Below are 14596 nucleotides of genomic sequence, written 5' to 3'. Positions count from 1 at the left end.
GGCAAGTCCTATGCCCATGCCCTATGCCCTATGCCCTATGCCCTATGCCCTATGCCCTATGCCCTATGCCCTATGCCCTATGCCCTATGCCCTATGCCCTATGCCCTATGCCCTATGCCCTATGCCCTATGCCCTATGCCCTATGCCCACGGAGGCCGCGAGAGCACCTCATGTTACTGAGAAAGGCTATACGTAAGAGTAGATGTCTCGATCGAACCCGTATTCCTCAGCAGTATCTTGAAATGATTCGATTTGCTCGTTTGTCGGGCGAAAGTTGTCGGCTTCGTATCCGATTTGGACTTCACCCCCTGGCATCAGAGAAAATAAAGCTCCTCCCTACTCAAAAATGGCAATAGAGAGTTCGGAACCGCCATCAGGGTAAAATCGCAAACCTTTAAAAATTACTGACTGTGGCAGATGTGCTGCTAATTCCTCTGAGTAGCAATATTTTTTTCTTCGCTCAATTTTTGCCATTCCTGCAATTTTATAAGGCAAAAATTCCTCAACTCAACCTCTTCTACTTATCTAATTTGATAGCATCTAAAATTACTCGATCGCGCCCTGCGTCTTTAGCTTGATAAAGCGAACGGTCTGCTGCTGCAATCAAATCTTTTTTTGAAGTTTCCGGTCGAGGAACCGTACTAGCTACTCCCAAACTCAGTGTAACCCAACAAGACACTGGTGATTTAATATTTTCAATTTCAAGTTTTTTCACCCAGACTCGAATTTCCTCTGCAATCGAGACAGCAAGGTCGGGTGCAATCCCAGGCAAAATTACCGCAAATTCTTCACCTCCGTAACGAGCTACCATCGTCTCCTCCGAAACTTCGCCTGCTGCGTAATTTACAGCCTCAACAATAGTTTTGGCTACCTGTTGCAAACAAGCATCTCCCGCCTGATGTCCGTAAGTATCGTTGTATTTCTTAAAAAAGTCAATATCGCATAAAATTAAAGATAGTTCTGCTCCTGCTTCTCCCAATTGTTGCCATTCTTTCTCTAAGTATTCGTTAAAACAGTGGCGGTTGGCAACCTGAGTTAAGCCATCTGAGTTGGCCAGGCGATACAATTCGGAATTAGCTGCTTTTAATTGAAAATTAGCTGCTTCTAGCTCGGATTGCGTGACCGATAAATTGTAATAAAGTTCGCTAATATACCAAGTAGCTTGTTGGTGAATTTGAGATAAAGCTACCAATACTTGATGCACGTCTAAAAGGCGGTAAACTTGAGGTTCTAACTGCACAACAATCGGCTCGTAAAGCAGTTCCGGCGGCCGCTGCACGGCTCGCTGAGCTGCCATGACAATTAAGGCTATTCCTGGTAAAATTAACAGCTCGGTTTGATCTATTTGATACAAGGCTTTAATCGGTCTGTCAGCAAATATGTCTACTCCGTAAGGGCGGCTCATGCGTTCCATAAATCGCCGACGCGATATCATCCCTAAAAATTCGCCGTTTACGGTCAAGATAACTCCCGGAAGCAGGGGGTGAGCTTGAAACAACCGAGCTACGTCTTTGGCGAGAGATGAGGATTCAACCTGAAAATTGAATACAGCCAGATCCTTAAGAGTAGACTCTAAAGATAAATTTTCTGGTGTTTTTTGCGGTGAGTTATATGGCGCGATAAATTCAACAGACACAGCGCAGATCCAAATAAACAATAAAGCAGCAAGAAACCTACAGTCCGCTATTGGCTGATATTAGCTTAATATAGTAGCATTGGCTGTATTGTTGAGGACATGAGTTGGCAGTATCAGACTTCTGTGTTCGTGCCAGGGGTGTATTTACTTTATTCATTCGTACTCACTGAATAATATAATGATTAAATCATTACTAAGATTTTTAGTAGTGATTTTTATGGGCAAGATGCACTCCTATTTCGTAAAAGCTGGGAGATATAGGAGCTCGATCGACTTAAGCTATATCCTCGGCGGCCTTCAAATAGCACTGATATGCGGATTGACCGAAACAAACCAGCATCACTTGGTCGATCGAGCTATTATTGGCGAGAAACTGCTTAACTTCAGATACGGCTATTTTGGCTGCCCGGTCGATCGGGAAACAAAACGCACCCGTACTGATAGCGGGAAAAGCAATTGTGCGGATTTTGTACCGCTGGGCCAAAGTCAAACTGTTGCGGTAACATCGAGCTAACAGCTCATCCTCTCGACGCGTACCAATTTCCGAGACGGGGCCAATTTTCCAAACGGGGCCGACGGTGTGAATTACCCAGCGACAAGGAAGGCTGTAACCGCCAGTAATCTTAGCCTCACCAGTCGCACAGCCATTCAATTTTCTGCATTCTTCCAACAAACCGCGGCCGCCCGCCCGGTGAATTGCTCCATCTACACCGCCGCCTCCCAAAAGAGTTTCGTTAGCTGCATTGACTATCGCATCTACCTCTTGCTTTGTAATATCGCCTTCAATGACTGTTATCCGGTCTAACATCACAATTCAAAATTTTAAATTTCAAATCTAGCTTAACAAATTGCAAGTAGGGCGCGCAATGCAAACCCCACTCTCCAAACTCCCGACTGCAGAGTTGATATGCCGTTAGTACGGCAATCCTCTGCCGATTTATGAACGAGACTTTTTTTAATGAACCGCTCTTGACACACAGGATACAGACAAAGAGAAGAGAAGATAAGCACTTAACTGAACAAGTTTTTATTAAATATTCTCGGAATAATCAGCATATCTTCTGTTAGACTCTCATGAATGCCAAGAAAATGTCAATAACTAAAAGTGTTGCTTCTCTATAGTGGACAAAAAATAGTGGACAAAAACAACTTGTAGCCATATTGCTACTTACCATGAAAAGCCGATTATACTAGCCGATATAGACGTGCCTTATTCTGGAGTAGTTCTTAATGTCCACTGGTGTCCTCAACAAAAAAACAAATCGTTATCGTTATGCGATCGCCCTGTGGGATACCACCTTTCCTAGCAATACGATTGTTAGATATGGGTTGTCTCAGGATATCTGAAATTGTCTAGATTAAAAGTATCAGGAGCAGCTATGCTGAAGAAAAGAAAAATTAGCGAAGAAGGGGCAGGTTCATAATTACTAGGACTCACCCCGCCCAAAAACGGAGACAAGTTTCCGACAGGAGTCGTGGAGAGGCAAAGATTGGAGAGCCGAGTTCAATCTCCCAGATTTATCTGTGGAGTAAATCTCAAATTTCCCATAAACAATGTCAAATCGGCTTTCCTGACGCACTTGCTGTATGAAACCTCATTTCTTGGTAGATTTATCCCCGCCCCACCTCTTCTTTCTGCTATAAACCAGTTGTCGGCGCCAGTCCTCAACTCAAAACCCAAAACCGCGAAGCGTTGCCAGGAAGGAAACAATCTCAACATTCCCTCACCACCCCCAAGTTCCGGGCCCTCCCTTAAACGGTCCGACAATATCTTTGGTAATCCAGCCGCCGTAAAAATCCCCTGGTTGAGATTGCACTAATTCCCCGTCCACATAACAGGCATCCATCTTGCTGGGATAAAAAGCCACATAATCTTTAATAGCTGCAAAAACCTGATTAGGATTGGGATAAAACCAAGCAGCATTTACTACTTCTTTCGACTCTACCGTCACAGTGTAATAACCGGCTTGTCCCTTCCACTCGCACCAAGAACCCCGTAAAGTTTTGTGCAAATATTGCATTTGGATGTCCTCGGGGGAGATATAGTAGGCAGGAGGGTGACTTGTCTCCAATACCCGCTGAGGGCGGCGCGTGTCGGCGATCGTCACTCCATTAAAAACAATCTGTACGTGTTTGGTCGATTCCTCAAGGCGAGGGGGACGCGGGTAATCCCAAACAGACTCTTGACCAGGGCCGGGCTCTATTCGATCGAAATTCATTCGCACAATCTCCACTGAAAAAAAACACTTAGCGACTTAGCATTACAATTTAATCTAGCCTTAATCGTTCAGACCCAACCAGCTTTTCTCAACTCTCCGTAATATGAGTATTCGCGGTATAGACGTTTCCGACTACCAGCCCAATGTCAATTGGCAAGCAGTTGCCCGGGATGGTATTGCCTTCAGTTTTGTCAAATCGACCGAGGGTGCAACGTTCGTTGCCCAAACTTTCGCCCGCAATTGGGCGGCTATGAAAGCGGCGGGGATTCAACGCGGTGCTTACCACTTTTTTCGACCCGCAAGCAGCGTTCAAGGACAAATAGATTTGTTCTTGAAAACTGTAAAACTAGAAGCGGGGGATTTGCCTGCAGTCTTGGATTTGGAAACTACAGGGGGTTTGAGTGGGGATCAATTGTGCGATCGAGCCGCAATTTGGCTAGAAGCAGTCGAAAAAGCCACCTTGATGCGGCCGATTATCTACACCTACCCCGGTTTTTGGGACAACTTGGGGACAAAACGGTTTGCCGATTACCCACTGTGGATTGCTCACTATACCACTGCTGAGGAACCTTGGGTTCCCGGCGGCTGGAAAACTTGGACTTTTTGGCAATACAGCGATACAGGCACCGTTTCCGGCATCTCGGGCAATGTAGACACCAATATTTTTGAAAGCGTCCGAGAAGGCGCCGTAAGTTATAAAGTTGCAGACATCCAGAAGGAATTAAGAATTAAAGGTTTCTATCAAGGCGCGATGGACGGTAAATTTGGACCCACTACCACAGCGGCGCTCATCTCGTTTCAGAAATCTCAAGGTTTCAATGCAGATGGCATTGCAGGCATCAAAACCTGGGCTGCTTTGATGCGAAAATCTCCCAAAGTAGTTGTCCCCCCTCCAGCGCCGACACCAACTCCGACACCGGCTCCGGTACCAACTCCGACACCGGCTCCGACACCGGCTCCCATATCAGGCGTGCGGCTGACTCAGGTATTCTCGTCTTATCAAGCTAGCGCTAGCCAAGATACTGCCTTAATTTGGCTGCAAAGTCAAGTTTCTAACTCTGTTTTAGGGGAATTTGCTCAAAAATGGCGGGCAACTACCTTACCTCAAGACACTAATTTGCGATTGATAGATGTCGGCAAATTTTATCGCGGTTTAGCAGAACAAGACCAAGCTTTAGATTGGCTGCAAAAACAACTTTCTCCGGCTATTATTGCCGAGTTTGCGCAAAAGTGGCGCTCTCAATCTACTGTCCTAAATTCTCCGATTCGGCTGATAGATGCGTGCAAATTTTATCGGGCAGCACCGAACCAAAACCAGGCTTTAGATTGGCTGGAAGGGCGAATTTCGCCGGCAATTCTATCGGAGTTTTTTCGCAGGTGGCAGAATGCCAATCGATAATAGATTTTAGATTTTAGATGTTAGATTTTAGATTGACTCTACAGATGAATCAGGCGATTTTAGAGTTTTTTAGATGGGAGATTGACTCCACAAATGAATCTGGGGGTTTGACCGAAAGCATCCAGGATACAAGCCCCCGGATTCATTCCTTCGGAGACTCAGAACCCAGAAATAAAAAACCTTTATCCGATGAAACTTGCCCCCCGAATCTATCCGTGGGGTCAATGCTTCAATCTAAAATCTAACATCTAAAATCTAAAATCGATTGACCCCTCTGTAATTGAAAAGCCGCCAAAACTTGGTATTTGAGATTTGAGATTTGAGATTGACTCCACATCAAAACTCGTCAAATCCTCTCCCTCTCTCCCTGCATCTCCATTAGACTCTCGAACATAATAGACAATCTCTCGCTTAGCTACAGCTTACTGCCATCTTTGACGCCCAGAGAATTATCTGATAAAGTTATAGCCACTATCAAGGTTTTTTAATCTTATTGGGAAAAATCCAGGGCCGTGCCGAGTTTGTAAGCTGCGCCGAAAATAGCGCCTGCACTGCAATTACCCGCGATCGAACCTTTAAAACTGAGCGGGCAGCCTGTAACAATTATATCTATGGAAATCCCCTTTAACATCACCCAGTTGATGGTCATGACCGTCATCTGTGGCATCAGCGCTCAAGTTCTCGCCGCTTATCTGAAAGTTCCGGCGATCGTCTTTTTGCTGTTGTTTGGCATTTTAGCCGGCCCAGACTGCTTGGGAGTGCTGCACCCCAATCTGCTGGGCAGCGGTTTGGAAGTTATGGTATCCCTTTGCGTAGCCTTAATTCTGTTTGAAGGTGGCTTGAATTTGGAATTGCGAGATTTGGGCAAACTTTCCGGCAGCATCCGCAATTTAGTTACAGTAGGCACTTTAATTACGCTAATTGGCGGCGGAATGGCCGCACACTGGTTGGGGGAATTTCCCTGGCCGATCGCATTTCTGTATGCTTCTCTAGTAGTCGTCACTGGCCCGACGGTAATCGGCCCTTTGCTCAAACAAGTATCCGTTGACAAACAAGTTGCAGCCTTGCTAGAAGCAGAAGGCGTTTTAATCGATCCTGTCGGGGCAATTCTGGCAGTATTGGTGCTGAATATTATTTTGAACGGCAATGCTGATTTGCTGGTTTTGTTCCGAGATTTAATCGTGCGACTCTTCGTTGGCGCAGTCGTCGGAGTTGCGGGAGGTTGGCTGCTGGGATTCATTCTCAAGCGATCGCAATTTCTCTCAGAAGACCTCAAAAACTTAGTAGTTTTAGCCGGTTTGTGGGGGTTTTTCGGCTTAGCAGAAGAAATCCGCAGCGAATCGGGACTGATGGCAACAGTCCTATCCGGCATCGTCCTCAGAGCCGCTGCTGTGCCGGAAGAAAGGCTGCTGAGGAGGTTTAAAGGTCAACTCACAGTCCTTGCTATTTCCATGCTGTTCGTGCTGCTGGCGGCCGATTTATCCCTCGCTAGTGTGGTCGCCCTCGGTTGGGGAAGTTTGTTTACTGTTTTAGCTTTAATGTGGGTAGTACGGCCGATCAACGTTTGGCTGTGTACTTGGAACAGCGGACTGAATTGGCGGCAGAAATTATTTGTTTGTTGGGTAGCGCCGAGGGGAATTGTCTCTGCGTCGATCGCATCTTTATTTGCAATTTTGCTCACCCAGCGGGGAATCAACGGTGGCGACTCGATTAAAGCCTTAGTTTTCCTAACAATTATTATGACAGTTTTCGTCCAGGGATTAACGGCCGGAGCGATCGCTCAACTTTTGGGCATCACCTCAAAATCCGCAACCGGTGCTGCAATTGTGGGATCAAATCCTTTGAGCAGATTAATTGCTCGCTTGTTTCAAGAACGCGGAGAATCGGTGGCAATTATCGACACCAACCCGGAAGCTTGCGCGCAAGCAGAACGAGAAGGTTTGCGGGTGTTTTTGAGCAGTGCTCTCGACCACAGCGTGTTAGAGGAAGCCGGACTCGATTCGATGGGAACTTTTCTGGCCATGACTAACAACGGCGAGGTAAACTTAGTGTTAGCTCAGCGAGCGGCCGAAGAGTTTGCACCCCCGAGGGTTTTGGCAATATTCCCCAAAGATCCGCAAGCAAATACGCCGGCAAATCAGGCTAAAATTAATCAAGCTTTTGTATCGGATTTGTCGCTGAAGGATTGGAACGAATATTTGAGCGACGGCGAAGTAAAATTGGGGGAAACTGAGTTAAAAAGTGAGGGATTGCAGTTTCAGATTGCTCACTTGCAAGCTTTGGTTCAAGCCGGGGAGTTAGCGCCGCTGCTGCTGGAAAGGCAAGGGTACTTGCAAGTAGTGTCGGCGACCCAGATTTGGCAAGCAGGCGATCGAATTATTTATTTGCTGTACGATCCGACACCGAAATTGTTGAAAAGATTGTCTGGTTCGTCGCAGTCTCGTTTGACTTTGGAAAAGCATCAGGTAGTTGAAGAAGTGCCGATTCCTCCTCCGGTTTTAGAGCAGGTTTTGGAGTCAGCGGAAATAGCAAAGGATGCTAAAGTTTTACAGCCGCCAGTTTCGCGGTAAGAGGAATGATTTTATGACGGCAGAAGGTTCGTATCAAGCAAACACGTACAATCTGGAGTTTGAGGGAGAAATTCAGCGGTTAAAAGCTCAAGTTCTCCTCAGTTGGGAAAAGGAAGCGCGCACTTTAAAGTGGTTCGGTTTAGCCGACGGGATGAATGTTTTGGAAGCTGGTAGCGGGCCGGGATTTTTCACCGAAAAACTGTTAGAATTGCTGCAAAACAGTTCGGTAACAGCGGTAGAAATTGACCCGGTACTGCACGAAAAAGCAGTAGCATATTTGCAGGACAAAGGGGGCGATCGAGTAAATCGCATCCAAGCATCAGTTGCGGATACTGGTTTGGCGGCTAACACTTTCGATTTTGCGATCGCCCGTTTGCTGTTCGTTCACCTCCCAGAGCCCGTCGCAGCAGCTAGAGAAATATTCCGCATCTTGAAACCGGGCGGCAAACTGGTGATTATTGATAGCGACGCGGATCTGTTTTGGCTGACAAATCCGCCTTGGTCAGTCGAGATTGTCAGGGAGAAATTCAAGCAGGTGATGGCATCGCGGGGCGGCAATTTATGCGTCGGGCGAAATCTGTGCCGCATTCTCAAAGAAGCTGGGTTTGTTAGCGTTGATTTAGAAGCCGTTGTCAGCCACAGCGATATCATCGGAATTGAGGCGTTTCAACCTTTGCTTGACTCCGGTCCCATTTTCCAGATGGTCAAACAGGGGTTGATTTCAGAGTCGGAAATAGAAAGCTATCTGGTTTCGCGGGATGAGTTTGTAGCTGCGGGCGATCGATCGATGATGAGTTTTTGGTTGATGGCTTGCGGGGAAAAAAGCAATAAAAATAAGACACATATTTCACATAATATTGATATCCCGTCGCAGCACAACCTCTAGCGCTCTCGCTACATTCCCAGCTAACAAAGCAAACTTATTTAACAGCAAACCAGGAAAAACTTCAGAATAAATTATCCCCTCAGCATGAGGTTAAAGCTGCACGTATAGCTCTAGAAGCGTATCATATCAAATCCGGTAGCATCGTCGGGCGTCAAATCTACTCAACAGCCAAAAATCAAGGATCGTGCAACCGGACTTGAGATAATCCATCTGCGTTAATCTGTGTTTATCTGCCCTCATCTGCGGTAAAAAAAAGAGAAATTTTTAACCGCAGATGACAATGGATTGACGCAGATTCACGCAGATTAAGAGAAGAGAGATAGGAATAATTTAGTAACTTTACATCTACAAGTCTAACCAATCGTTGGAGCCGATCGCGCAAAGGTTGTTTGTGAGAGCCAATGGTTGTCGGTCACATTTTAGCTTAACCAATCAAGTCCTTAGCGAAGCCCTCCTAGACGATCGCACTTTTTACCAACTCCTCAGCATTCAACCCACTTGCCTAACCCCATTAAGAAACTCTGTCCTTGCATCAATTATTGAAGGCATTAAAACGCAGCGTACCAACAATGCTAAATCCAACTCCGGCAAAAACTCACTTCTTGAAACTTGCTCGTAATCATCCTCGCGCAGCCGATAGACAGCAAGCCGATTATTTTCCAAAAACCAAAGTTCAGCAATGCGAAGTCGCAGATATTTAGCTAGTTTATTTGTGCTACCGCTAGTAATCGTTACTTCCCGGGCTAAATCGGGATGCTCTTTTCTTGAACCTATATAATAAGACTCGTCTGGTTCAAAGGATACATCTCTCGATCTATCCCTGCGAGTAGCATTTTGCAAATAATTCCGTAAATGGAAACTAGATAACGCTTTATATTCACTTTTCTCAATCCACTCTATCGAGTTCATTCAAGGGTAGATTTAGCGCTTCTGCAATTTGCTCATCCGTCAAACCAAACTGACGCAACTTATCAATTAATTTAATTATTGCGAGGCCAGTGTAATTATTGCTTTGCTGCTGGAAGTCAGGAGTTGCAGGCTGACTTTCATCTGGGGTAAAAGCTGAAGCATCGGGGCAATTGTTGGTGTAACCTATATTGACATTGTTTTTATTCCCAGTGTTTTTATTGCCTAAACTTATATTTACATTTATGTGACGTTCTAGCACAGATTCAAGATTACTTTTTTTAACTTGTTCGCCAAAGACATCAGATAACATTTGCAAAAGCTCGTGACTGACTTTTTTAACGTGCTTGTCACTGTAACCGTATGTTTCTGCAACCCCAGCATACTTTTGACGATTCAGTATTCCCGCGATAATTCTCCGCTGCAAGTCGTTTAAATGTTTGCCTGTTTTAGCGCAGACAGTTTCATCGACGGATTGCAACATCTGAGAAATGTTCATAGGTAGGCCGATGATATGAATACCGTTACTATACCCTACTTTTTCCAACTTTTTCCAACTTTTTTGACCTCGCCTCCGAATTGTTTGTGCCAATTTGAGAAAGATCCAACTTTTTCCAACTTTTTCTGCCTTGAAGTTTTTGCGTTAAAAGTCTACTATGAGGATCTTAAAATGTTCATAATTCCATATAAAGCAGAAATTATAGGAGCAACTGGTATTGTACCTAACTACTTGCCAATGCAGAGGTAGGAAATGACCGATGAAAAACTAGATCAACCAAGAAATATCACTTTGCTGCCTTATCAGATGCAGAGTGGAGAGAGCATAAAACAGGAAAATCAATCGGACATCCAAGTTTATAAAGAGATTCTGGTTGAAAAATTCGCACTAGCGAAAACACCAGAAGAATACGAAGTATTGATAGAAATGAGACAGAAACTTCATGAATTGGATAGAAAAGAAAGGCAATTAAATTACACACAAAAATCGGCAGAAGTTCAACTTCAAAAAGCACAAGAAAAAGACATTTTTCACCGAAACCAACAAATGGCAGCTAGTGTTCTTTCAGTTGGAATAGGCGTTTTATTAATACAAACTGTTCCTTTAGCAGGCTCGCAATTTTTAATTTTAGGATTGGCTAAACCTTTAGGCTATTCTTTGGGAGAAATCGGCGACTTTTTAGACGGGTTGAAAGGGTTTTCCAAAGATTCAAATGAACCTCTCTATAATGGAAAGGATAAGGATAATCAGTCTGAGGAGCAGAAAAATGGAAGATAATAAACTAGATTTAATTAGTGCGTTCAAATTTGAAAAGCGACTTAAAACTTCGGTTGCGGTGTATCTTTCAATAATACTTCTTTCTATAATTGGTGTGTTAGTCAAGATTGAGATGGCTGCTGAGTTACAGCAGGCCTTGATAGTTATTCTGGGCTTAATTACAATTGCTACTATTGATGCGTTCAGAAAAGCTTTAGATAGTACACGATCTTCTTTAGTGAATCAGTTTAGTCAGATTATTGTTCAGGAGGGAGGTTTTTACATTGGTGGTGATTATGTTGGTGGAACCATTAATCAAGGAGGTGAAAGAAAACAAACACTTGCTGAAGCTGCTGTCGAAATTCAGCAACTTCTCATGCAACTAGAGAAGTCAAACCCTACTGCTACTGAGGAAGAAAAAGTAGCCTATGTTAACGATGAAACTCCTCCTGCTTTAAAGTCTCGCGTAGCTAGTGCTCTCAAAGCTGGTAGTATATCTGCTGTCGATACTCTTCTGGATAATAGTATTTTTAGTAGTAATGTTATTAAAGCTATTGTACAAGGATGGATATATTCCGCAGATATCAGTAGCAGAGATAGTGATAAATCGAGTACCAAAAAAACGGATATCACCGATCCGTAATAGCATAGAGACTACTAACTATTCTATATTACTGCGGACGAATTCCCTGAATAAACTCTCTCCTTGCCTCAATCCTTGAAGGCATTAAAACGCAGCGTACCAACAATTCTAAATCCAACTCCGGCAAAAACTCACTTCTTGAAACTTGCTCGTAATCATCCTCGCGCAGCCGATAGACAGCAAGCCGATTATTTTCCCAAAACCAGACTTCTGGAATGCGAAGTCGCAGATATTTAGCTAGTTTATTTGTGCTACCGCTAGTAATCGTTACTTCCACGGCTAAATCGGGATGCTCTTTTCTTGAACCTATATAATAAGACTCGTCTGGTTCAAATGATACATCTCTTGCCCGGTCTCTGCGAGTTGCACTCCCTACAGGAAAGAATTCAATTCCGAGGTCAAAAAAGTATGCTTCCAGTAATATAGCGAGCGCTTTTTTAAAGCTTTCATGTTCTTCGCCCAGTGTCATAAACTCGATCCACCCATCAAGATAAGTTATCCGCAAACCCGGAGAGTCGGCCATCAAAGATTCGATCGCCTCAAATTGCTCCCAAGTATAATAAGCGGGGAGAAGCAATCGCTGTTCGGCAAGCGTAACTGTTTCTTCTAAAAGTTGTGCAGTCACAGGTATCACCATCCTACTTAAATATTACTAGCCCCTACCCAGCACAAACCAGGCAGGGGCATTCACTCACATTCTAACTTAATGAACTAGCTCGATCGCCCTTTTAGTCAACGCCTCAGCAGTCAACCCATTAAACGCCATCAACTGACCAGCACTAGCAGTAGTTTCCCCCCGCTTCCAAGCGAAAGTATCCCGCTTGCAATTGCTGCGGAGCATCACAGGTTCCAACATCCCAGAAGCACCGCCTGTCACGCCAATCAAGGCATCTCCGCCAAACAATTCGGCAAATTTCTCATCGCTCAAAAAGCCGCCGTCAGCTTCCGAACAAGTATCCCAAGCAACATCGCCTTGACGGTACAAACGCCGGGGATTCACAACAGAAACAATCCGCACTCCAATCCCTTCTGTTTCCAAAAATGCCGCCGCTTCAAACACTGGCATTAACGTCATGTCGCCGACAACTGCAAACACAACTTTCTTGCTCCCCCCTTGATTGTGGGCAGCTTGCGGGGAATCGACTTCGTGCAGCACTATTGCACCGTCTTGCAAACCTTGGCGAGTCTGTTCAAAAGTAGTGCGAATTGGCAGCGGCGACTTGCTTGCAGTAATCACAACTCCCTTATTTTTAGCAGTCAAAGCCCACTCGTAACAGGCTTGAATGCTGTTAGCATCCGGTGGAAACAAAGGAAACACATTTCCGTTCCGCATCATCGCCGCAAAATAAGCCTCAATTTCCGGCCGTTGGTGCGTCCAACCGTTGCGGCCTTGTTCCAATGCACCCGCTGTAAATAAGGTGACAGTTGCCGGAGTTGGACGGCGCAATTCTGCCATTGCTTGGGTTACAGTTTGCCAGATTGGTAAACCGTTTATGGCAAAAGATTCGTAGGAACACCACAAACTCCGCGCTCCGAATAGCGATAAACCTACGGCTAAACCAGCGCAAGCATCCTCGCTCAAAGGTTCGTAAACTTGACCGTTTGGCGATTGATTGTACAGGTCATCTGTCGTCGGGTGAATAATCTTGAGAGCTTGGTTGATATTGGCAATTGCCGATGCTTCGTTGCCGTCAGCATTAGTGACAAGAAAAGTACGATCGCGCTCGCCCACTTTCCCTACCAAAACCCCCATTGCTGTTGTCGAAATCTTCGGTTCTCCCCCAACTGCAAATTCTTCTAAAGGCAATTCGCCTAAATCTGCCAGCGGCAATGTAAACTCAGTAACAACTGTTTTCGCCGCCGGTCCGCCGCCCGCACGCTCGCAATTTGTCCGCACCAACTCCCAAGCAGCAGCAGTCAAAGCGCGCTCTTTTAAAGCACTGATAATGTGCGGAGCATCCAGCGTATCTTTCGGATAAAGGTTGTGAGATTTTGCTCCGCGCGCGTGGACCCCGGCACCTTTCAACTGTTTGATAATAAACGCAGTTAATTTGCCACCGAGAGCAGATTTTGCCGCTTTGTCAACTCCTTGTAAAACAGCTTTGGTAAATGCCATGCGCTGTTCGAGCGAAAAAGCAGTGCTGTCAACATAATCTTCCGGTTGATTTTTATCGTCAAATTCCTTAGCATCAACTAAGATAACTTCTTCAAAACCGTTGCCTTGCCAATAAGCAATCATTTCAGCATTAGTTTTAGTCGAAACCATGCTGTGATGTTCCTGAGAATATCCGTTCCAAACCAACACAGGCAAAAAGTTAGTAACGCTGGGATAAGCAGTGTGGAAATGCCCCATGCTGCTCATCGGATAGGGTTCGCCCATGCCGCCGTCGCCCATTGTGAAAGCAAACAGTTTTTCGCGGTGCAAAAGCGCTCCAGCCATTGCGAAATGCTGCCCTTGTCCGAGGGGACCCGCCGGTGCTAAAAGGCCGGGAATGAAACCGGAAAGATGTCCTAACAAACCGTCTTTTTCTCTGAATTTATCGCGCACTTGCTGCACGTTAACAATTCCCATATCCTCCAAAGATCGATCGAGAAACATGGCGCTGTAAAATCCCGGCGCGTGATGGCCGACTTCGGTGACAATGTTCTTGTGTCCGAGCATCACCAAAGCGGCATAAGCCTCAGCTTGGCTAGCAAAACCCCCCGGATGTCCCGATGCCTTGCTGGCGGTAACTTGCAGCGTCAGGTAGCGCAGGGCGTCTGCTCCCAGCATCGTTTGAAAGACGGCGACGGGATCGGCAGGATCGGCGATCGACTTGCTCCCCTCGGCGATCGCAGGTGCTTTCCCGTAAGTCTCAAAACCCGGCACACTCTCGGAGAAATACTGGATTCCTTCGCAAAAACTGGGAATTGCTGACGTTGCCTTCGGCGTAGTTGCAGTCATGCTTTATACCTGAAAAATTTAGATTGGATTAATGTAACAGTAATTTTATAGCTTCCTTGTTGCAAAAAATCATCATTTCTGCTATATCGAATCATAAATAAATAAAATATCTCAAAATTTAAGCTGAGAGCGCCCCAC

14 protein-coding genes and 1 pseudogene are annotated in these 14596 nt (G+C 45.3%); 5 read left to right on the top strand and 10 right to left on the bottom strand.

Going from position 1 to position 14596, the window contains the following annotated elements; all coding sequences use genetic code 11:
• Window positions 1-186 precede the first annotated feature (186 nt).
• The 5 genes from ACUVJL_RS10030 to ACUVJL_RS10010 all read right to left on the bottom strand — a co-directional run bounded on the left by ACUVJL_RS10030 (window position 187) and on the right by ACUVJL_RS10010 (window position 3855).
• Window positions 187-315, bottom strand: a complete 129-nt coding sequence (locus tag ACUVJL_RS10030) for a hypothetical protein (protein ID WP_445245702.1) — start codon at window positions 313-315, stop codon at window positions 187-189.
• Window positions 316-336: 21 nt separating this feature from the next.
• Window positions 337-495 carry a hypothetical protein gene (locus ACUVJL_RS10025; protein ID WP_445245701.1) on the bottom strand — a complete coding sequence of 53 codons (159 nt, stop codon included), beginning with the start codon at window positions 493-495 and terminating at the stop codon, window positions 337-339.
• 22 nt (window positions 496-517) lie between these two features.
• Window positions 518-1636 (bottom strand): GGDEF domain-containing protein, encoded by a 1119-nt coding sequence (locus tag ACUVJL_RS10020; protein WP_445245700.1) that lies wholly within the window; start codon window positions 1634-1636, stop codon window positions 518-520.
• A gap of 274 nt (window positions 1637-1910) precedes the next feature.
• On the bottom strand, window positions 1911-2444 hold the full coding sequence (locus tag ACUVJL_RS10015) for an O-acetyl-ADP-ribose deacetylase (protein ID WP_445245699.1): 534 nt from the start codon (window positions 2442-2444) through the stop codon (window positions 1911-1913).
• Between the two features lie 916 nt (window positions 2445-3360).
• Window positions 3361-3855, bottom strand: a complete 495-nt coding sequence (locus ACUVJL_RS10010) for a DUF427 domain-containing protein (RefSeq protein ID WP_445245698.1) — start codon at window positions 3853-3855, stop codon at window positions 3361-3363.
• Between the two features lie 103 nt (window positions 3856-3958).
• Here ACUVJL_RS10010 and ACUVJL_RS10005 point away from each other — a divergent pair, with 103 nt between their 5' ends.
• Window positions 3959-5254: a GH25 family lysozyme gene (locus tag ACUVJL_RS10005; protein WP_445245697.1), complete on the top strand. Its 1296-nt coding sequence runs from the start codon at window positions 3959-3961 to the stop codon at window positions 5252-5254.
• Between the two features lie 490 nt (window positions 5255-5744).
• Here ACUVJL_RS10005 and ACUVJL_RS10000 read toward each other — a convergent pair whose 3' ends face one another.
• Complete coding sequence (locus ACUVJL_RS10000; RefSeq protein WP_445245706.1) at window positions 5745-5903, bottom strand: hypothetical protein; 159 nt, start codon at window positions 5901-5903, stop codon at window positions 5745-5747.
• Here ACUVJL_RS10000 and ACUVJL_RS09995 point away from each other — a divergent pair.
• Window positions 5866-7824 carry a cation:proton antiporter gene (locus ACUVJL_RS09995; RefSeq protein WP_445245696.1) on the top strand — a complete coding sequence of 653 codons (1959 nt, stop codon included), beginning with the start codon at window positions 5866-5868 and terminating at the stop codon, window positions 7822-7824. The genes ACUVJL_RS10000 and ACUVJL_RS09995 overlap by 38 nt on opposite strands.
• Complete coding sequence (locus ACUVJL_RS09990; RefSeq protein ID WP_445245695.1) at window positions 7790-8710, top strand: class I SAM-dependent methyltransferase; 921 nt, start codon at window positions 7790-7792, stop codon at window positions 8708-8710. The genes ACUVJL_RS09995 and ACUVJL_RS09990 overlap by 35 nt, the downstream gene beginning before the upstream one ends.
• Window positions 8711-9199: 489 nt before the next feature.
• Here the strand turns inward: ACUVJL_RS09990 and ACUVJL_RS09985 are convergent.
• Window positions 9200-9544, bottom strand: a pseudogene (locus tag ACUVJL_RS09985) (Uma2 family endonuclease); the annotation flags it as partial.
• Window positions 9545-9596: 52 nt separating this feature from the next.
• On the bottom strand, window positions 9597-10163 hold the full coding sequence (locus ACUVJL_RS09980; protein ID WP_445245694.1) for a hypothetical protein: 567 nt from the start codon (window positions 10161-10163) through the stop codon (window positions 9597-9599).
• 204 nt (window positions 10164-10367) lie between these two features.
• Here ACUVJL_RS09980 and ACUVJL_RS09975 point away from each other — a divergent pair, with 204 nt between their 5' ends.
• Together ACUVJL_RS09975 and ACUVJL_RS09970 are read left to right on the top strand one after the other, a co-directional pair.
• Window positions 10368-10892: a hypothetical protein gene (locus ACUVJL_RS09975; protein WP_445245693.1), complete on the top strand. Its 525-nt coding sequence runs from the start codon at window positions 10368-10370 to the stop codon at window positions 10890-10892.
• The gene (locus tag ACUVJL_RS09970; protein WP_445245692.1) at window positions 10882-11514 is read left to right on the top strand and encodes a hypothetical protein; all 633 of its coding nucleotides are present in this window, start codon (window positions 10882-10884) and stop codon (window positions 11512-11514) included. The genes ACUVJL_RS09975 and ACUVJL_RS09970 overlap by 11 nt, the downstream gene beginning before the upstream one ends.
• 28 nt (window positions 11515-11542) lie before the next feature.
• On the opposite strand, the gene ACUVJL_RS09965 is transcribed toward ACUVJL_RS09970, so the two are convergent.
• Together ACUVJL_RS09965 and ACUVJL_RS09960 are read right to left on the bottom strand one after the other, a co-directional pair.
• On the bottom strand, window positions 11543-12139 hold the full coding sequence (locus ACUVJL_RS09965) for a Uma2 family endonuclease (protein ID WP_445245691.1): 597 nt from the start codon (window positions 12137-12139) through the stop codon (window positions 11543-11545).
• 78 nt (window positions 12140-12217) lie between these two features.
• Entirely contained in the window at window positions 12218-14458 is a 2241-nt protein-coding gene (locus tag ACUVJL_RS09960; protein WP_445245690.1) for a phosphoketolase, read from the bottom strand.
• Window positions 14459-14596 lie beyond the last annotated feature (138 nt).

Source organism: Microcoleus sp. OTE_8_concoct_300 (genome assembly GCF_031383065.1).
Classification (GTDB): domain Bacteria; phylum Cyanobacteriota; class Cyanobacteriia; order Cyanobacteriales; family Microcoleaceae; genus Microcoleus.
This window is presented reverse-complemented; position numbering and strand designations above follow the sequence as displayed.